Genomic DNA, 16,853 nt, shown 5'->3' on the forward strand with positions numbered 1-16,853 from the left:
GTGGTAGCACTGTTCACATGGACGACAAGCCCGTCGAACGCGCCGGTTACCACCATGGCTCCCTCCCGGACGCCCTCACCGCGGCCGCGCTAGAGCTCCTTGACGAGCGTGGCCTGGAGCAGGTGACCGTGCGCGAAGTCGCACGCCGCACCGGAGTGTCGCCGGGGGCGCCGTTCCGGCACTTCGCCGACCGGCAGGCGTTGCTGACGGCGGTCGTCGGGCGCATTCTGGCCGACTTCGAGCAGTGGCAGCTCGCCGCGGTCGCGGAAGATGAGGGACCGGCGATGCGCGCCTTCGGTCTCGGTTTCGTGCGGTACGCGATCCGTCACCCGCACCGCTTCGAGCTGATCAGATCCAAGGTGTTCGGCTCCCGTCAGCCGACTGAGCTGCGCCAGCGCCTCTCAGGTATCGAACAGGCCCTGACCGGCATCATCGTCGCGGGGCAGCAGGCAGGGGAGTTGCGCGCAGGTGACCCCGCAGTGGTGGGCCTCGCCGGTCAGGCGCTGGTCTACGGCCTGTCCCAGATGATTGTCGATGGGTATCTGCCGCCGGAGCAGGCGGAACAGTTGGCCGAACAGGTCCTGGACACCTGCGGCCTGGGCATCGTCAACTCCGCCGACTTTCAGGGGCCTTGACCCTCACCCTCTCCGCTGATGTAATCAGTGATTACATCAGCGGAGAGGACCCCGATGCGTATACCGCGATTCCCGGACCCCGCGGCCACCGGCACGGTGACCATCCGGGTGACCCCGGCCGAGGCGTACCGGATCATCAGTGACCCTCCCGTCATGATCGGCCTCGCCGAGGAGGTCCACCGTGCCCGCTGGCTGGGCGGCGCCAAGGCCGCGGCGGTAGGCGCCCGCTTCCGTGGCTACAACCGCAACGGCCCCCGCCGTTGGGTCACGACCTGCCGCGTCACGGACGCTGACCCCGGCCGGCGCTTTGCGTACGAGGTGGCGGCGCCGCTCAAGATCCCCATATCCCGCTGGCAGTACGACATCGAGCCCACCGCCGAGGGCTGTGCCGTCACCGAGACCAACTGGCTGCGGGTCCCGCTGTGGTTCATCCCGTTCGCCATGCTGATCACCGGCGTCTCCGACCGCATCGGCACCAACGACGCCAACATCAGCACCACACTGCATCGCCTCAAGGCACACCTGGAGACGGCTCCCGCCGAGCGTCCCGATCCGGAAATCCTGACGCCTTAGCGGCTGTTGGCCTTGATGATCGGGTCGATGGGTCTTGGTTCATGTGAACGGCTCGGAGTTGTTGTGCGTGAGGGGCGGAACGATCTCCTACCGAATGGGGGCCAGTACTCCGGTGGTCGCGTAGGTGGGGGTGAGCGCGACCAGCAGACTGCCGCCGCCCATCCCCGGACGTCAGTCGGTCAAGGGCGGCGTTGCGCTGCTAGGCGTCCCCTTCGTCATCGGACTGGGGCTGGTGCCGGTGTGGATGTCGCAGCGCGGCGGGGATGCCAACCCGGCGTGCGACGGCAAGGCGATGAGGGTCGGTGATATCTGCAACATCCGGCACGGCGCCTTGGGCCACCACTACACCTAGCAGGACATGGTGGAGGGACGTGAACATCACAGCGTCGCTCCTCCGGTCGTCCAACTGGTCTGTATCGGCGTTGCGTTGGCGTTATTGATGCTGGTGCTGTGATTGGACAAGGGCAACAAGGTTTGGGATGCGGTACGGGGCGGGAGGAAGGCTCTGTGTCCGCGCTGCGGGACGGGCACGTTGAGGGTGATCGTGGTCCGCAGCAGGGGGCGTCGGCCACATCCTGGCCTGGCATCAAGGCCGCATGCGTGTGTGGGTTCTCGACCTCCTGCTACGACATCACTCCCGTCGTCCGCGGTGCGGGTCCCGGGGGTGGCTTCCAGTACTCCAGAAGGAATGCCAAAGTCCTACCGGAGTGCTGGATTTGGAGCCGGGGGGCGGGACAGGTGACGCAGCGAGGTCAGATAATTGGTGGCCGCTATCGGCTCGTCGACGGTCTGGGGGCCGGGGCATTCGGACGGGTCTGGAGGGCGTACGACCAGAGACTCCACACCGATGTGGCGGTCAAGGAGCTATGGCTGCCTCCGGCGATGCCGGCCGCCGAGCAGGCCGAGCGGCTGCAGCGCGCCCAACGCGAAGCTCTCAACGCCGCGAAGCTGCGCGACCATCCGAACATCGTCACCGTCCACGATGTCGTCATCGAGAACGACGCCCCGTGGATCGTCATGCAGCTCGTCTCCGGAAGCTCGTTGCAAGCGCATCTCAAAGCGCACGGTCCGCTGTCGGTGGATACCGCCGCGAACGCCGCCGTTGCGCTGCTGAAGGCTCTCGCCATGGCACACAAGGCGGGGATCGTGCATCGCGACGTCAAACCGGCGAACGTCATGATGGCGGCGGACGGCGAGGTCCTGCTCACCGATTTCGGGATCGCGGTCAACCAGACCGACCCCGGGCTGACCGACTCCGGGGCGGTCATAGGCTCGGCTGGATACATCTCGCCGGAGCGGGCGCGCGGCGAGAAGGGGCAGGCCCCGGGCGACCTCTTCTCGCTCGGGGCGACGCTGTACGAGGCTGTCGAAGGCGTCTCGCCGTTCCTCCGTGAAACCCCGGCCGGATCGCTTCACGCGGTCGCGTACGACGAGGCCCCGATGCCACGGCGCGCGGGACGGCTCGCGCCACTGATCATGAAACTGCTGGACAAGGACCCGGACGAGCGCCCGACGATCCCCCAGGCGCTCGCCTTGCTCAACTCGCCGGAGCCGGTCACCAGGCCGCAGCCGGTCACCAAGCCCACGCCGGTCACCAAGCCCAAGGCGACCACCAAGCCCAAGGCGACCACCAGGCCCAAGTCGGTCAGCAAGCCCAAGCCGGCCACCACACCCAAGTCCGTCGACCCGTCGGCGACGCCGAAGCGGCCCTCCGTCACGGAACCGGCAACGCCGACGGCGCGGAGCACGCCGGCGAAAGAGGGTGCGGATCAATCCACCGGCTACGGGGGCCTGGTCCTCGTTGCTGCCCTGATAGCCATGTTGCTGTACGGCTACAACCAGCCCTTCGCCGACTGGGTGAGCGAAGGGCTCAACGGCGAGATCTCGACCGCGCAGGTGGGCGACTGCGTCTCGTATGTCTACCCCCAGGGCAACCCGCCGGCCCAGTGGGTCAAGGTTCCGTGCTGGTCGGCAGCCACCAAATACACCGTCCTCGACCGGTTGGTCCCCATCACCATCGCGTCCTCGTCCTCGAGTGACAGCTGCACCACCCGCGACCTGGGGTGGAAGAACACCCCCGGCCGCCAGCAGGTCAACTTCCTCAACGCCAGCAATCGGTCCGCCATCCTGTGCGTCGTGCCGAGGTGAGGAGCCGGCTCGCCAGGGGATACGCCTGCCGGTCCCTGCTGAGGCTGCCGCGCACGTGGCCCCCGGGAACGCCCGACCGGATCCTCCGCATCAGGACATGCCGCGGGAATGCATCCAGGGCGAATCGTCCGACCACTGTCCCGGCCCCCGCGCCTACCGTCCATCACCCCCCACCGACCAAGATGAGGGCATACGGCTGCACGCCCAGGCTCGCCGCCTGCCCGCCTGCCCGCTTGCCGCCACCCGCCGAGCCGCTGTTCGCCACGCGCAGTAGCGCTCCACCTGCCGAACGTCATACTTCCTTCCGGGTTCGGACAGGTGTCCGGCGATGCGGTCGCAGGAGCTATGGTGGCCGCCGCGATTTCTTGAGCGGTGGTACGAGTAAGGGGTTCGACGTGTCCGATCCGGGGGGCCTGCTGGTCGGCCGCTACAGGCTGGCCGAGCGTGTGGGTCGGGGCGGCATGGGAACGGTTTGGCGGGCCGAGGACGTGCTTCTGGGCCGCGATGTCGCGGTCAAGAAGCTGATTGTTCCCCCGCACCTGGACGATGACGAGGTCCGGATCCTGCACGAGCGGATGCGCCGCGAGGCGCGCAGCGCTGCGCGGATCACGCATCCCAACGTGATCGTCGTCCACGATGTCGTCGACGACGAGGGCCTGCCGTGCCTTGTCATGGAGTACGTCCCCTCGATCACTCTGGGTGATGCGATCAAGGAACGCGGTCCGCTCGGGCCCGGCGAAGCCGCACGCATCGGGTGCGCCGTGGCCGCCGCGCTGCGTGCGGCGCACGATGCCGGAGTCCTCCACCGGGACGTCAAGCCCGCCAACGTCCTGCTCGGGCATGACGGCCGGGTCATCCTCACCGACTTCGGGATCGCCCTGGCGGCCGGGACGCCCTCTCTGACCACGACCGGCAAGTGGGTCGGGTCGATGGACTACGTCGCTCCCGAGCGCCTCACGAGCAAGGCAGGCGATCCCGGCCCCGCCTCCGACCTGTGGGCCCTGGGCGCGACCTTGTACCAAGCCGTGGAGGGACGCCCCCCATTCAGGCGGGCCACGCCCTTCGCCACCGCGCACGCCATCGCGTTCGACGAGCTCGAGCCCCCGCGCGGGGCAGGGGAACTGTCCCGCGTGATCGAGGGCCTGCTGGCCAAGGAGCCTGGTGCGCGCATGGACGCCCCTCAGGTCGAACGCCTCTTGGCCCAGGCGGCCGGGGAACAGACCGCACCCACTGGGCCACCTCCCCTGGCGGTCGACGCCGCGTCACGTACGGCCTCGAATACACACACGGTTCCCAAGACACCTATGGCCGCGGAACCGGGCCGCGGCCGGCGGGTGGCGCTGCGCTCCCTGGCGGCCGTCGCCGTCGCCGCCGCGGTGGCCGGCGGGCCCCTGCTCATCAACGGCTACGGCGGCTCCGACGAGCCGAAGGACCCCGCCTCCGGCGGCTCTACGGCCGGTCCGCACAGCTCACCCGCACCCTCACCCTCGCCCGTTCCCGCCGGCTACCGCCTCCGCAAGGAGGACATGGGCCTGTCGGTTCCGGTCCCGGACGGCTGGCGCCGGACGACCACCAACAACGGCGAGGTCGCGTATGTGGACCCGTCCGGCCTGGTAGGGCTGCGGCTCACCGCCGAACGGTTCGCCGGCTCCGATGCGCTGCGGCACTGGCGAGAGGTCGAGGAGGCCCAGACCCGCCGGGACAACCCGAGGTACGAGCGGGTGCGCATGAGCGCGACGAAATTCCGGGGCAGTCCCGCCGGATACTGGGAATTCACATTCAAGGGCAGAACGCGGGACTTCCGGGCCGTGGAACTGGCCTTTGCGGGCTCCGACGGCACCCAGTACGTGATCTATCTCAGTGCTCCTACGGCGCAGTGGACCACGTACCGCCCGGTCTTCGACAACGCCGTCAACGGAATCCGTTTTCAGGAATAACGGCCCGTGCGCGCGATCGGCGGTCGACTTTGCCGAGCCGCCGAGCCGCCGAGCCGCCGAGCCGCCGAGCCGCCGAGCCGCCGATCGCGCGAGATGGCGCCCATCAGGAGCAGGAGCGCCAGATCGAATGCGCCGGACCCGACCGTTTCGCGCACTCTCCTTCCACGTCCCGGCCGGGTGGGCGAAACCGCCGGTCACATAGGCAGCGAGAGCAAGCGCACGGGCCCCTCAGGCCAGCTGGCGTCGTCGTGCAACGGCGTCCACATGGTCCGCAGCGGCATGACCACGGGACCATCTGGCTGTTCAACGTGTACGTCCTGTTGGAGCGTTCGCCACCCGAGCCGCTGATACAGCGGGACGAGAGGCGGTCGGCAGAAGAGCAGCCCGTGCTGCGGCCCCATCGTGCGTGCGTGTGTCAGGGCGGCCGTGACGACCATCCGCGCCAGGCCATGCCCCCGCAACTCCGGTGTGACGGCGACCCCGCCAAGGCCTACGACCTTGGTCTCGACCCCGCCGATCGAAAGGGGCACCATCAACAGACCGGCGTGCGCCACGAGGCAGCCATCGCGCCTGATGCCGAAGTGCTCCTCCTTGGGCAGCCAACTCAGGCCGGCCTCCGCGACGCCGAACGGGTCGTCGCCGTCTCCCAGAATCTCGCTGATTTCCGTCTTCGTATACTGCGCGAGCCGCACCACGGCCGGCCACGCGGAAGGTGAGTTCCCAGTCATCCCTGCATGATGCTGCCCGAGCCGACTGCCGGCCAAGTGAGGTGCTCGCGGTTGCCTGTTGAGGCGTTCCGCCACATCGCAGTGGCGTTGTTTCCTGCGCCTGCGTCCAAAGGCTGTCCCGTGACTGGCGACTGACCACGATCGCAGAGGGGACAACCCTGGCTGTCAGTGCGGGTGGGTAGTTTGCGCGTGATGCGAACCGGCAGGTTCCCCCCGAGGAGGACTCGCAGCGTGGCCCGAAAGATCCCTGAATCGCCCTTCGACTTGGAGGCGCTGATACCAGAGTTCGCCGGCCTCGCCAAGGAGACGACCTTGCTGTACCCGCGGACCGGGGACCCTGGTGTCCATGAGAGCTCCATGGGCGGCCCGCTCCTCTGGCTGGCCGGGGACCCCTGGCCGTACTGCGCCCAGTCCGGGCACTGGTGAGGCCCCGGGCTCATGCCGGACGGGGAGATCACGCCGGAGTCTGCGCCCATGGTGCCAGTGGTCCAGCTCTTCGCCCGGGATGTGCCTCGGCTCGAGTTTCCTGCGGGCAAGGACGTGTTGCAGCTCGTCTGGTGCCCCCTGATCCATCCCGAGGACCCGGCCGGCGCTGCACTGCCGAGGCTGTACTGGCGCAACGAGACCGAGACCGAGACCGTCGCCGCGGGGCTGCTGCGGGACATACCGGAGCCGGGCGAGGGCGAGTACGAGGAGGACTTCATGCCCCGCCCCTGCACGGTCTCCCCGACCCCGGCGGTGGAGTACCCGAAGTGGGACCTGCCGGAGGAGCTCAGGCAGGCCCTGCTTCCGCGCCTGCGGGAGCTCGAGGAACGCTTCGGGTACTGGTACTCCGAGGTGGCCAGCGCCCTGCAGAACAAGGTCGGCGGATACCCGGCCTGGACCCAGCCCCCGAACTGGCCGCACTGCGCCCGCGGCCATCGTATGGAGCATCTCCTCAGCGTCACCGGGGAGCCGGGTTACGGCCGCTGGCTCCCGCTGGACGAGCACCGCCCCGGGGACACGCAGCCCCTGTGGCAGTCCCCGGCGGACCCAGCAGTCCTGGACACGCTCGGCCCGGACATGGATATGGGCGACGCCGGAGGCATATACATCTTCCTCTGTTGCCAGTGCCCGGACCTGCCGTATGCGCACCGCTTTGACTGCCACTAGCCCCGTTTGGACCGGTGGTTACCCTGTGAGGGCGAGGTTGTGAAGGCGGGCGATGCCGAGTGGTGTTGCCGACCGCGGCCTTGGCGCCGGATCTTCCCAGGCCCGGCAGTCGTTGCGGTTGCCAGGCAGGCGTTGGCCGATGGCAACCGGCTTGCCGAAGCAGCGCGGTCTCGGCCTTGTGAACGGGGCTGTCCAAGACGGCTCTGACGCCGTGGTCACACCAGCCACACCAAGATCATCGCGTCCGTGGCCAGCAGTTACGGGACAACCCTTGGCTGTGCATCCGTTGGCGGCTGGGATTATCCAATGCGCGGACCCGAGCTCTCAGTTCCTCGAACCGAGCAAGGTTGGCGGCGGTCGCGCTCCCGGCGTGCGGCAACGGCACGTTCAGAGCCGGTCAGGACGCCGCGGCGAACACGCGCGTCAGTTCTTCGGTGACGACCCGCGCACCCGGCGAGAACCAGCGTCTGCGGTGCCGGACGAGCTGGACGGGCACAGGCTGGGCGTCAGGGCCGTTCACCACCGCCAACCGGCCTTCTTCCAGGTGTCGTTCGACCGTCACGTGGGGGAGCAGGGTCAGGCCGAGACCGGCCGCGACGCACGACCGGGCGGCGTCGATGCTGCCGAAGCGGGTGATCCGGGGGCGGGCCCCGGGCAGACCCAGCAATGTCCGCATGAGCCGGTCACTGTACGAGCAGCCCTCCTCGTGCAGAAAGAAGCATTCGTGGGCCAGCTCGTCCCAGTCGGCCGCCCGTCCGGCGAGCGGATGATCGGGTGCCGCCACGTACGCCAGCGGCTCGCTCGCAATCTTGCGGGCCAGCAGATCGTTCTCGGCGACCTCGGGCTCCAGCAGCAACGCGATGTCGAGTCGGCCCGTGCGTAGTCCGTCCACCGCCGCGGCCGTGCTGACGGCGTCCAGATGGACATCCAGTCGGGGGTGACTGCGCCGCAAGGAGGCGATCACCGCGGGCAGCCGTGAGGAACACAGCGAATCACCCGCACCGACGGCGACCTCCCCCTCGACCGTCCCGCTCTCGGCGTCACCGTGGGCAGCCGATGCCGCCGCGCGAAGCCTGGCCACCGCGTCGAGTACCTCTTCGGCCTCTTCCAGCAGCCGCAGCCCGGCACGGGTCGGGATCGTCCCCGACGGCATCCGGTCGAACAAAGGGGTCCCCAACTCCTTCTCCAAGGTGCGGATCTGGACGGTGACCGTGGATTGCGCGAGATGGAGCGAGCGGGCGGCGGCGGTGAAGCTCCCTGCTCTTGCGAGAGTCACGAACGTACGCAGAAGTCTGGTGTCCATTCGCGCACGCTATCGCGTTAGCCGATGGAGTCGAGCAAGAACCATCGTTGGACACGATGGGCGTGGAGTGACAACGTGGACGCATGACCACACAGACTTCCGCTGCCGGTCCGAGCCCGCTCCCGGACACCACCCTCGCCACTTCTGACACGATCGACGTACTGCGCTACTCCGCTTTCAGTGCCGACCCCGCGGGCGGCAATCCGGCCGGCGTGGTGCTCGACGCCGAAGCCCTGGACGATCAGCAGATGCTCGCCGTGGCCGCCAGGGTCGGGTACTCGGAGACTGCGTTCGTGACGGCAGGCGACACCGAGGCCCGCCGTTACCGGCTGCGATACTTCAGCCCCCGTGCCGAAGTCGCCTTCTGCGGACACGCCACGATCGCCACGGCCGTCGCCCTCGCCTCCCGTACGGGAACCGGCGAGCTGCTGTTCGACACGCCGGTGGGGGAGATCCGGGTCGGCACCACGACCGAGGGCGGGCTGATCCGCGCCACGCTCACCAGCGTGCCCACCCACTCCCACCCGGCGGAGGAAACCCTGGTCGAGCCGGTGCTGCGCGCCTTGCGCTGGAGCCGGGACGAGCTGGACGCCGATCTGCCGCCCCATGTCGCCTTCGGGGGCAACGACCACCTTGTCCTGGCGGTCAGGAGCCGGGAGCGACTCGCCGCCCTCGACTACGACTTCGACGCGTTGCACGACATCATGCGGCACCACGGCTGGACCACCGTGCACCTCGTCCACCGCCAGGCCCCGGACCGCCTCGACTTCCACGCCCGTGACCCCTTCCCGGTCGGCGGCGTCGTGGAAGACCCGGCGACCGGTGCCGCGGCCGCGGCGTTCGGCGGGTACCTGCGTGCCCTGGGCCTGGTCACGGAGCCCTTGAGGGTGCACATCCGGCAGGGCGAGGACATGGGCCGCCCCAGCGACCTCTACGTCGACCTCCACCCCGACGACCCGCGGGTACGGGTGACGGGCCAGGCCGTCGTTATCCCGGATCCGGGGCAGTGAGAGCCGGTTGAGCGATGGCGGAGTTGACCGGCCGGCGCCCACCGCACCCGGGTGCCGTCCGGGGCAGGCGCAGGCCGGCGCCTGGAGGCCTATACGAGCCCGGTCTGCGCCTTGCTGAACAGCTCGCCCTCGGAGTAGAAGAACACCGCGTTACTGCTTCCGTCGGCGCCGAAGCATGTCCAGGTGGCCTCGTCGCTGTGGGCGGGTTCGGCTTCGCCGTCCTGTTGGCAGGTGCTGGCGTACTGGAGCAGGGTCTTCTCGCTGCTGCCGGCCTTGATCTTGTCGAATTCGGCGAGAGTCAGCGGGTCGTTGGTAGCGGCGCTGACTTTGCAGGCGCCGACGATGATGAGCAGGCCGAGAATGCAGCCGCCGGCTATGGCGCTCTTCTTCACTGGTGGAGTGTTTCCTTTTGCGGGTGTTGGGGGTTGGACCGGCGGGCGCGGGTCTAGCTGTGGGGACGGCGAGTTCTGCCTGGACGGGTACGAGTTGGGTCTTTCGGGCCGCGCCAGCGTACGCGGTGCACTAGGGGCAGGCCCAGCTCGCGGAACACCTATGGGATGTGGTCGGTGTCCTGGTACCGGTCATGGGAAGTTGGCGGCGGCTACGACGTCGGCGAGGGGGACGGCGCGGGTGCCGCCGTGGACGGCGGTGTTACGCACTGGTCGGGCATGGCGGTGCCTTTCTGCGGGTGGTGCCGGCGGACGAACCGGCAGGGGACGAAGTCTATTTGGCGCGCTCTCGCCACTCGGGGGAGGCTGAGGCATGGCGACGGCCCCCGCCGGGAGATGGGCGGGGGCCGTAGCGTAGTGGTGACCGATTGACCGACCGGTGGGGCTCCTCATATGACGTGCGCCGCACGGCAATTCGGATGCCCACGCGTGGGGCCTGGCTGCCGAGTCGTACCCGTGAAGAGGGTGGGAACAGGGGGCGGCAATGGACCCCGCGGATCGGCCAGCGTGGCAGGCAGCTCGGGCTACACCTTGAAGTAGTCGTTCCAGGCGTCCACGAGCATCTGCCGCACGGATTGATCGGCCTGCTGGGCGGCCTGATTGAACGTGCCGGTTACGCCGTAGTAGTAATAGGCGCCGTCGTTCGTTGCCATGTGGTCGTCGCTAGGATTGTCGACGTGGCGGCTGAAATGGAGATTCGCAAACGCCTGGACGGCGGTGCAAATGTAGTACACCCAGTTTCCCGTCGCGTTCTCCATGGCGTTGGTGATACGCCAGTTCTGCATGGGCACTACGTTCCCCCTCTTTCGTGTCCGATGCCTCTTTCGCGTCCGATACCTCGGATCAGACTGCGGACAGGGAGATGTCACCCGTGCTGCTGACCGTCATCCGGTAGTCCTGCGGGCTGCTCTGGACGCTGGCGAGGATGAACTCCCCCTTGCCGTCGTCCCACTGGCCCTTCACCTTCCAGTCGTCGTCCCAGATGATGCACCGTCCCCGCCCGGTCTGCACGCTCAGCGGCCTATCTTTGTGCTGCGAGATCCAGGCGTACGCATCGCTGTACGTCCTCGGGTTCACGGACTCACTGTCCCCGGCGTGCTCCTCGTTGACGAATGACACGTAGGAGTTCGATTGGTTGTCGCAGCCCTTGATTCCAGTGGTCATGTGGGTTTCCTTTCACTGGTGCGTGGCGCTTCCGGGCTGTGATGGCCCGGGACCCTCTGCGTACCTCCGCTTTCGGCTGACTCCGTTATGGGAGCTGAAAGGAAACTACCGGCTCGTCGGAGTTGTTGTGGGAAAACGACGGGCTTTGGCTGGAACGTTGATGCTGGCCGGATGGGGGCTCTTGCGGAAGGGCTGTGGTAATGAAGTCGGCCGGCCACGGATACGGTGGTGATGGGGGAGAACGGGAGTAAACGAGAGTGTATGGGAGGGGCTGGATGTTCATACTGTGGTCAGGCGGCATTGTGCCAACCCGAATCCGTCGAATTGCATGGGCAATTGATGCGTGAGACGTTCTGCTGATGCGTAACGTGTCCTGCGTGAGGGCCGCGGGCCGGTCGTACGGGCGCCGCCGGCGATTACGTCGGGAACGGCGGCGGGTACGGTCCTCGGATGCCACCGGGTGACCGGCGGCGTCGTCGCAATGTGCCGCCTGCGCCGGGAATTCTCCGTAGGGGCGCAGACGGCAGATTGCAGGCGACAGATGTCCGCTTACGGAGCTGTCGTCGGCTGTCAGTTGTCAGTTTCCGGAGTTGTCGGCGTTACCGTTCGCGTCGGCCGAGTCGGCGGCGTGCTCGGCGTCGTCGACCTTCTTTTGCATCTGCGCGAGCTGGTCCGGAGCGACCGAGGGGCTGTTGCCGGCGGGCGGGGCCGCGTCCTTCGGAGTGGAGGCGTGCGAACAAGCCGTAGTGGCCAGGAGGGGCACCGTGAGCAACGCCGTCAGGAGAAGCGACAGGCGTCGGCGGCGGTTCATGACGTGGGGCTCGCGGTGGCCTTCGCGCCGTTCTTGTTCGCGGTGCACCAGGTGGCGACGTCCTTGAGGTCGGGCTGCTTCTCCTTGAGCGACGTCAGAAGCGTCTTGCGGGTGGTGAGCCGGTCGCCGAGGAATGTCGCGATGGCGGAGTGATGGGCCTTCTTGGCGTTGGCGATGCGCTGCTCCAGGAACTTGATCGAGCCAGGCGTGCCGACCGTGCCCTCCATCCGCTTGATCCGCCGCTCGATCCGGCGCTCCAGCTTCGGCACCCGGTGGCACAACTTCTTCGCGCCATCGCCCTTCGGACCCTTGGCGTGCCGGGAGGCGTGCTGGGGGTCCTTGGCATGTGTGGCGACCGAGGCCGGCGGGGCGGCGGGTGCGCTGTCGGCCGCGTAGGAGGGGATGGCTACGGCCATCATTCCGGTGAGGACGAGGCCAGAGAAGGTCGCTGTCAGGGTCGCCTTGCGACGCTGCATGAGGAGTCTCCCATCTGTGTACCGCTGTGTACTGCGCAGATACGGCATACGACATACGGCTTATGGCTTACGGATATGGCACGTGGCTCACGGGCCGCCCGGCTGGGAAGCAGCGGCAGGTGTGTGCCATGCGAGCGCGAAGGTAGGAGCCGTTCTTGTGGTTTCTTTGTGAGTCCGGGTGGATCGCCTGCCGGGCGGATCGCCTGCGGGCCGGATCACCTGCCGGGCGGTTCAGTCGTCCGTCCGACCGTGTCCGTGGGATTGGCCGCAGCAGGAGCGGTGGTACTCGTGCCGGCTCCCGCTCTGCGCACCCCGCTGCCGTCCGCGGTGACCAGGGCGACGCAGACGAAGGTGGCCACGGCGAGACCGGCCGCTGCCAGCCCGGCTATCCACCCATCGCGGGCCCTGCCGCGGCGAGTTCGCGGCACGGGCGGCACGCGACGGTGGACGGGCCCTTCCGCCACTACTGCGGCGTCGTATCGGGGGCACCCGTGCACACCGTCTTCGCACAGGCAGCTTCGGGAGCATCAGCCAACAGTGGGGGAGCATCGGCCGACGAGCGATATGCGGCGGCTGCCTGCCACGGCGATTTCCGCGGACCCGAACAGGGCTGCGGCGTTACTGGTGCACATGGTGTCCTCCCTTCGCGCGACGCGGGCGCTGCGCCCGTCCGCGCGGGGAGGAAACTACGCACGTTCTCTGTGGAATTCCTGTCGCTGCTGGCCGGTGTCCGACAGCCAGTCCCGGTGCACCGGCACCGCCGCGCCGGGCCGTCCCGCGGGCGTGAGGGGAAAAGTGATCTCGAAGCGGGCTCCCTGGCCGCCGGGGCCGTTCAGCACGCGTAGGTGTGCGTGGTGCAGGGCGATCTGCTGGGCAACCAAGGTGAGGCCCAGGCCGGAGCCGGGGCTGTCCGAGCGACGGTGAAAGCGCTCGAAGATCGTCTGCCGTTGCTCCGGTGGCACGCCGGGCCCCTGGTCATCCACGGTGAGGACGGCAGTCGGGGCGTCGATGTCTCCGGCAGGCCGCAGGGTCACGGCGATATGCGCTCTGCCGTCGGCGGAACGGCCGTGCGCCAGGCAGTTGGCAAGGAGATTGTCCAGCAGCGAACGCAGCCCCGGCTGCCATCCGTGGACCGTCAGGCCCGGGGCGCTGTCGAGCGTGACCGCGGCCTCGTGACGGGTGCGGCGCAGGTCGGACACGGACGCGTCCACGAGGTCGGCCAGATCGACGGGCCCGAATGCGTCCGCCTCGACCAGGTCTCCCTGGGCGAGCGCCCGCAGCATCACCAACAACCCCAGCAGGCGGGCATGCCCGCGCCGCAGGTCGTCCACCGTCTCCGCACGGTCCGCGGGATCGAGATCCTGGAAGGCGTCGAGAATGTCGAGGTTGGTCTGCATGCTCATCAGCGGAGTGCGCAACTCGTGGGATGCGGCCGCGGAGAAGGAGCGTGCGGTGGCCAGGGCCTCGGCGGTGCGGGTGGCCTGTTCGTCGTAGCGGGCAAGGAACGTCTGCAGGGTGTGTGCGAGGTCGTCGACCTCGGTGATCCTGGTCCGTGTGTGCTCCAGGCGTGCCGTGGTCGTGTGCGGGTCGAGGCCGCTGGTGCGCTGCTGAAGGCGACGCAGCGGCCGGGCCGCGCGAGCCGCCAGCGCCCAGGCCAGGGCAGCGGATACCGGTGCGGCGAGCGCCGCGACGGTGATCACCCGGCTGCGCACGAGCTGGATCTGCGCCTGGCTCGCGGTGTCCGGAGAGAACAGCCACAGTGTCCCGTTCACCCCGGCCTGACTGCCGTTCACCGGGACCCGCAAGGCACGCCAGGTCTTTCCGTGCGACCGGACGGTGACCGGGTGCTCGGTCCGGGCGGGCAGCCGCACGGCGGGGCCGGGCTGGGGGCCGTCCATGACGGTGCCGTACGGGCCGGTCAGGCGGAAGCCGACATCGAGGGCGGAGGAGAAGAGCTTGCGCTGGTGTGCCTGTTCGGCGCGCGGACGGCCGAGGGAAGTCGCGCGCAGCAGACCGCGGGCCGCCGTGGCCACGGTCCGGGCGCGTTCGTCCAGCCGCTGGTCGGCCTGGGCACGCAGATCTCTGGTGACCAGGCCTACCAGCACCCAGCCGGAGGCCACCACCAGCAGCGGTACGACAGCGCCTACCACGATCGCGATCCGGGTGGACAGCCTCACGGTCGGCGCCCCGTTTCGCCGCTCGCGTCGTCGCGCAGAACGAAGCCGACGCCGCGCACCGTATGCACGATCCTGGACCGTCCACCCGCTTCCAGCTTGCGGCGCAGATAGCTGACGAAGGTGTCCACCGCGTCGGTACGGACCTCGAAGTCGTATCCCCACACCCGGTCCAGCAACTGGTCGCGGGTCAGGACCAGCCCCTCGTTGCGGGCCAGGACCTCGAGCAGCTCGAACTCGCGCCGGGTCAGCTCCACCGTCCTGCCGTCGAGACGGGCGGTGCGCGCCGCCGCGTGGAGCACCAGGCCCCCGACCCGTACGGCGTCGGTGTCTGCCGGCGGACGTCGGCGCAGCAGCGCGTGCAGGCGCAGCACCAGCTCGTCGAGGGCGAAGGGCTTGACCAGGTAGTCGTCCGCGCCCGCCTGCAAACCGGCCACCCGGTCGGCGACCTCGTCGAGCGCGGAGAGCATCAACACCGGTATGTCCTTGCCGTCGGACCGCAGGCGCCGGCACACCGCGATGCCGTCGAGGTCGGGCATCGAGATGTCCAGGACCACCACGTCGGGCGACTCGTCCGCCACTTTCGCCAGCGCGCCGAGGCCACCGTCCGCCAGATCGACGGCGAACCCGTTCAACCTCAGCCCGCGCCCCAGCGACCGCCGGATCGCGGCATCGTCGTCCACCAACAAGACCCGCCCCTGACCGGCCCGCACACCCATTCCTGCCTCCACCGTGACCTGCGTCGAACTCGGCCATCATGCGCTACGGCCTGCCGCCTGCCGCCTACTGCCCGGCAGCGGGCGCCGTCGGTCGGACAACGCCGCCGGCCGCGGCGCGAAGGAGCCAGGCCCACCGGCAGACGGCCATGAAGTCCCTGGTCACGGCGTGGAACGTCGCCACCAGCTCAACCCATGGCCGGCTCCCGCCTGCCTGCCAGGGGTGAACCGTTCCCCACCGCAGGCCCTCCCACAGGCGCCCTCCACACGCCTCGCCGACACCGGCCGGCAGCCTCACCCGATACCGGTCACTCCGTTCGACCGTCGCCCGTCCGACCATCACCCGTCCGCCCACAGGCCACAGCCTCGATCCGCGAAGGCGGGATACCTCGGCAGTGGTGCCACGTCCCACCCGCCGGCGACCTCCCGCAACAGCAGCCGCATCGTCTCCGCGAGTGCCGGAAAATCCTCCAGCGCGCTCGCCGACTCCCAGCGATACCTCAGCACCTGCCGTCTTGTCGGCACCGACCGTAAAGTCGGGTGAAGCGGCCCGTCCTCCACGGTGTGCGGCAGCAGACACACCGTCGCGTCCACCGTCCAGACCGCGATCGCCCGCCGCATCCCGGCCTCCCACACCGCATCCTCACCCAGCGCCGGATACGCCGCCACGACCCCCGCGCGAAAGGCCTGCTCGATCTCCTTCGCCACCCCGGCCGGCAGGCTGAAGACACCCCAGCAGTTGGCGAACGGCATCCGGCAGTACGCGGCCGTCAGGAAGACCGATTGGAAGCGGGCGGATTCGAAGTCGACCAGCTGCAACCCGTCCGGGGTGAGAAGTGCGTTGTAGGGGCAGGTGTCGCCCGGAGTGAACGCTGGGTACTCCTCGCTGCCCACCGTCCCGATCCGGGCCAACTCTCCGGCCAGCCCCCGCGGCACCGCGATTCCGGCGCCGGCGAGCAATGCGAGCAGGTCGGTGGCGTTCCGCTCGATCCACGGCTCGTCCTCCCAGGACACCATGCCCTTGTCGTACTGGGTCCGCAGCTGCGCGAGGTCGGCGCGCCGGCGCACCGATACGGCGGCCAATCGTCCGAGCCCGCGACCCCAGGCCAGCAATCCCTCCTGTGCGGCCTTCGGATCGTCCCCGAGCAGTACGTCCGCCAGCGTCGGCGCGCCTCCGAGATCCTCCATCACCAGCAGCGGTACCGAGGCGTCCACGCCGAGCAGCGCAGGGCCGGCCAGCTGAAGCGAGAGCCCGGCCGCCTCAGAGGTGAAGGAGCGAAGTCCCTCAGGCTCGTTGGTGAACGCCTTGACGATCACGCTGCCGCCGGCGGCCGTCCGGCAGCGGAGCACGGTGTTGCCCTCGCTGCCACCCAGATCGACCGGGTCCGACAGCTCGGTACCCAGCAAGTCTCCCGCGGCCCACAGTGTCACATTCATCTCGGCATCCTGGCACTGCTGCTTCGGGCGCCCCTTCTGACCGGCTAATCGCCGTACTGACTGCCCTCGCCGTCGCAACAACGCGGGTCCGCAGGCCGGCCGAGGTCAGTGCTCACGGAGCGGAAATGCCCGGGTATCAG

The 16,853-nt window shown here is 68.9% G+C and carries 19 protein-coding genes; 8 read left to right on the forward strand and 11 right to left on the reverse strand.

Annotated elements, in window-relative coordinates; translation table 11 throughout:
* Nucleotides 1-17 precede the first annotated feature (17 nt).
* The 5 genes from DY245_RS16175 (at nt 18) to DY245_RS16195 (ending at nt 5,293) form a co-directional block, all read left to right on the forward strand.
* Nucleotides 18-635 carry a TetR/AcrR family transcriptional regulator gene (locus tag DY245_RS16175; RefSeq protein ID WP_128507949.1) on the forward strand — a complete coding sequence of 206 codons (618 nt, stop codon included), beginning with the start codon at nt 18-20 and terminating at the stop codon, nt 633-635.
* Between the two features lie 54 nt (nt 636-689).
* A complete protein-coding gene (locus DY245_RS16180; RefSeq protein ID WP_128507951.1) occupies nt 690-1,208 on the forward strand; it encodes an SRPBCC family protein in 519 nt (172 codons plus the stop codon).
* 130 nt (nt 1,209-1,338) lie between these two features.
* Nucleotides 1,339-1,560, forward strand: coding sequence for a hypothetical protein (locus tag DY245_RS16185; protein WP_128507954.1), 222 nt, complete (start codon nt 1,339-1,341; stop codon nt 1,558-1,560).
* 386 nt (nt 1,561-1,946) lie between these two features.
* Nucleotides 1,947-3,356: a serine/threonine protein kinase gene (locus tag DY245_RS16190; protein ID WP_128507956.1), complete on the forward strand. Its 1,410-nt coding sequence runs from the start codon at nt 1,947-1,949 to the stop codon at nt 3,354-3,356.
* Between the two features lie 395 nt (nt 3,357-3,751).
* The gene (locus tag DY245_RS16195; protein WP_128507957.1) at nt 3,752-5,293 is read left to right on the forward strand and encodes a serine/threonine-protein kinase; all 1,542 of its coding nucleotides are present in this window, start codon (nt 3,752-3,754) and stop codon (nt 5,291-5,293) included.
* Here the strand turns inward: DY245_RS16195 and DY245_RS44400 are convergent.
* Nucleotides 5,284-5,448, reverse strand: a complete 165-nt coding sequence (locus DY245_RS44400) for a hypothetical protein (protein WP_181923707.1) — start codon at nt 5,446-5,448, stop codon at nt 5,284-5,286. The two genes, DY245_RS16195 and DY245_RS44400, sit on opposite strands and share 10 nt — an antisense overlap.
* Nucleotides 5,449-5,487: 39 nt before the next feature.
* Nucleotides 5,488-6,021 (reverse strand): GNAT family N-acetyltransferase, encoded by a 534-nt coding sequence (locus DY245_RS16200; protein ID WP_128507958.1) that lies wholly within the window; start codon nt 6,019-6,021, stop codon nt 5,488-5,490.
* Between the two features lie 231 nt (nt 6,022-6,252).
* On the opposite strand from DY245_RS16200, the gene DY245_RS16205 reads away from it, so the two are divergent.
* Both DY245_RS16205 and DY245_RS16210 read left to right on the forward strand, forming a co-directional pair.
* Entirely contained in the window at nt 6,253-6,447 is a 195-nt protein-coding gene (locus DY245_RS16205) for a hypothetical protein (RefSeq protein WP_128507959.1), read from the forward strand.
* A 114-nt stretch (nt 6,448-6,561) separates the two neighbouring features.
* Nucleotides 6,562-7,173: a hypothetical protein gene (locus DY245_RS16210; RefSeq protein ID WP_244943073.1), complete on the forward strand. Its 612-nt coding sequence runs from the start codon at nt 6,562-6,564 to the stop codon at nt 7,171-7,173.
* Between the two features lie 397 nt (nt 7,174-7,570).
* Here DY245_RS16210 and DY245_RS16220 read toward each other — a convergent pair whose 3' ends face one another.
* A complete protein-coding gene (locus DY245_RS16220; RefSeq protein WP_128507961.1) occupies nt 7,571-8,476 on the reverse strand; it encodes a LysR family transcriptional regulator in 906 nt (301 codons plus the stop codon).
* A gap of 83 nt (nt 8,477-8,559) precedes the next feature.
* Between DY245_RS16220 and DY245_RS16225 the strand changes: the two genes are divergently transcribed.
* Nucleotides 8,560-9,486 carry a PhzF family phenazine biosynthesis protein gene (locus DY245_RS16225; protein ID WP_128507962.1) on the forward strand — a complete coding sequence of 309 codons (927 nt, stop codon included), beginning with the start codon at nt 8,560-8,562 and terminating at the stop codon, nt 9,484-9,486.
* A gap of 89 nt (nt 9,487-9,575) precedes the next feature.
* Here the strand turns inward: DY245_RS16225 and DY245_RS16230 are convergent, their stop codons facing one another.
* From DY245_RS16230 to DY245_RS16265, 8 genes are all read right to left on the reverse strand, one after another.
* Nucleotides 9,576-9,878, reverse strand: a complete 303-nt coding sequence (locus DY245_RS16230; protein WP_128507963.1) for a hypothetical protein — start codon at nt 9,876-9,878, stop codon at nt 9,576-9,578.
* A gap of 581 nt (nt 9,879-10,459) precedes the next feature.
* Entirely contained in the window at nt 10,460-10,720 is a 261-nt protein-coding gene (locus DY245_RS16235; RefSeq protein ID WP_128507964.1) for a hypothetical protein, read from the reverse strand.
* A gap of 58 nt (nt 10,721-10,778) precedes the next feature.
* Nucleotides 10,779-11,099, reverse strand: a complete 321-nt coding sequence (locus DY245_RS16240) for a hypothetical protein (protein WP_128507965.1) — start codon at nt 11,097-11,099, stop codon at nt 10,779-10,781.
* Nucleotides 11,100-11,676: 577 nt separating this feature from the next.
* Nucleotides 11,677-11,910: a hypothetical protein gene (locus tag DY245_RS16245; protein ID WP_128507966.1), complete on the reverse strand. Its 234-nt coding sequence runs from the start codon at nt 11,908-11,910 to the stop codon at nt 11,677-11,679.
* Complete coding sequence (locus DY245_RS16250) at nt 11,907-12,386, reverse strand: hypothetical protein (protein ID WP_128507967.1); 480 nt, start codon at nt 12,384-12,386, stop codon at nt 11,907-11,909. Before DY245_RS16250 ends, DY245_RS16245 begins: the two co-directional genes overlap by 4 nt.
* 686 nt (nt 12,387-13,072) lie before the next feature.
* Nucleotides 13,073-14,563, reverse strand: coding sequence for a sensor histidine kinase (locus DY245_RS16255; protein WP_128507968.1), 1,491 nt, complete (start codon nt 14,561-14,563; stop codon nt 13,073-13,075).
* Nucleotides 14,560-15,279, reverse strand: a complete 720-nt coding sequence (locus DY245_RS16260; protein WP_128507969.1) for a response regulator transcription factor — start codon at nt 15,277-15,279, stop codon at nt 14,560-14,562. The genes DY245_RS16255 and DY245_RS16260 overlap by 4 nt, the downstream gene beginning before the upstream one ends.
* A 336-nt stretch (nt 15,280-15,615) precedes the next feature.
* On the reverse strand, nt 15,616-16,713 hold the full coding sequence (locus DY245_RS16265; protein ID WP_128507970.1) for a phosphotransferase: 1,098 nt from the start codon (nt 16,711-16,713) through the stop codon (nt 15,616-15,618).
* Between the last annotated feature and the right edge of the window lie 140 nt (nt 16,714-16,853).

It is taken from the genome of Streptomyces inhibens, assembly GCF_003389455.1.
Lineage (GTDB): Bacteria > Actinomycetota > Actinomycetes > Streptomycetales > Streptomycetaceae > Streptomyces > Streptomyces inhibens.

Coding starts and splice junctions, on each gene's coding strand:
- DY245_RS16225 (WP_128507962.1), top strand. CDS start 8,560: ATGACCACACAGACTTCCGCTGCCGGTCCGAGCCCGCTCCCGGACACC.
- DY245_RS16180 (WP_128507951.1), top strand. CDS start 690: ATGCGTATACCGCGATTCCCGGACCCCGCGGCCACCGGCACGGTGACC.
- DY245_RS16220 (WP_128507961.1), bottom strand. CDS start 8,476: ATGGACACCAGACTTCTGCGTACGTTCGTGACTCTCGCAAGAGCAGGG.
- DY245_RS16250 (WP_128507967.1), bottom strand. CDS start 12,386: ATGCAGCGTCGCAAGGCGACCCTGACAGCGACCTTCTCTGGCCTCGTC.
- DY245_RS16235 (WP_128507964.1), bottom strand. CDS start 10,720: ATGCAGAACTGGCGTATCACCAACGCCATGGAGAACGCGACGGGAAAC.
- DY245_RS16200 (WP_128507958.1), bottom strand. CDS start 6,021: ATGACTGGGAACTCACCTTCCGCGTGGCCGGCCGTGGTGCGGCTCGCG.
- DY245_RS16260 (WP_128507969.1), bottom strand. CDS start 15,279: ATGGGTGTGCGGGCCGGTCAGGGGCGGGTCTTGTTGGTGGACGACGAT.
- DY245_RS16175 (WP_128507949.1), top strand. CDS start 18: ATGGACGACAAGCCCGTCGAACGCGCCGGTTACCACCATGGCTCCCTC.
- DY245_RS16265 (WP_128507970.1), bottom strand. CDS start 16,713: ATGAATGTGACACTGTGGGCCGCGGGAGACTTGCTGGGTACCGAGCTG.
- DY245_RS16245 (WP_128507966.1), bottom strand. CDS start 11,910: ATGAACCGCCGCCGACGCCTGTCGCTTCTCCTGACGGCGTTGCTCACG.
- DY245_RS16240 (WP_128507965.1), bottom strand. CDS start 11,099: ATGACCACTGGAATCAAGGGCTGCGACAACCAATCGAACTCCTACGTG.